Origin of the sequence: Variovorax sp. WDL1 (genome assembly GCF_001541225.1) — a bacterium.
Classification (GTDB): Bacteria; Pseudomonadota; Gammaproteobacteria; order Burkholderiales; family Burkholderiaceae_C; genus Variovorax.
This window is the reverse complement of the sequence record NZ_LMTS01000342.1, coordinates 1-242: the sequence shown is the minus strand read 5'-3', so window position 1 is coordinate 242 and position 242 is coordinate 1. Positions and strand designations below refer to the sequence as shown.

General features: G+C 69.8%; 1 protein-coding gene. It reads left to right on the top strand.

The window, feature by feature from the left end:
• Positions 1 to 242: S-layer family protein (locus tag APY03_RS43055; protein ID WP_198161384.1), on the top strand; the 242-nt coding region annotated here is incomplete at both ends.

Here is a 242-nt window from a genome sequence, read left to right as displayed (position 1 = left end):
TGGCGCAGCTGACCGGCTACCGCTTGCTGGACGGCTTCGAGAGCGACGACGCCCAGTACGCGGCGCTGATGAGCGCCGGGGTGACCTTCGCCCAGGCCTACGGCTTGAGGCCGGGCGTGGCCCTCACGGCCGCGCAGATGGCTCAGCTGACCAGCGACATCGTCTGGCTGGTCGAGCAGGAGGTGAGCATCCCATGCCCCTCCGGCAGCGTGGCCGACGTCTGCACGCAGAAGGTGCTGGTG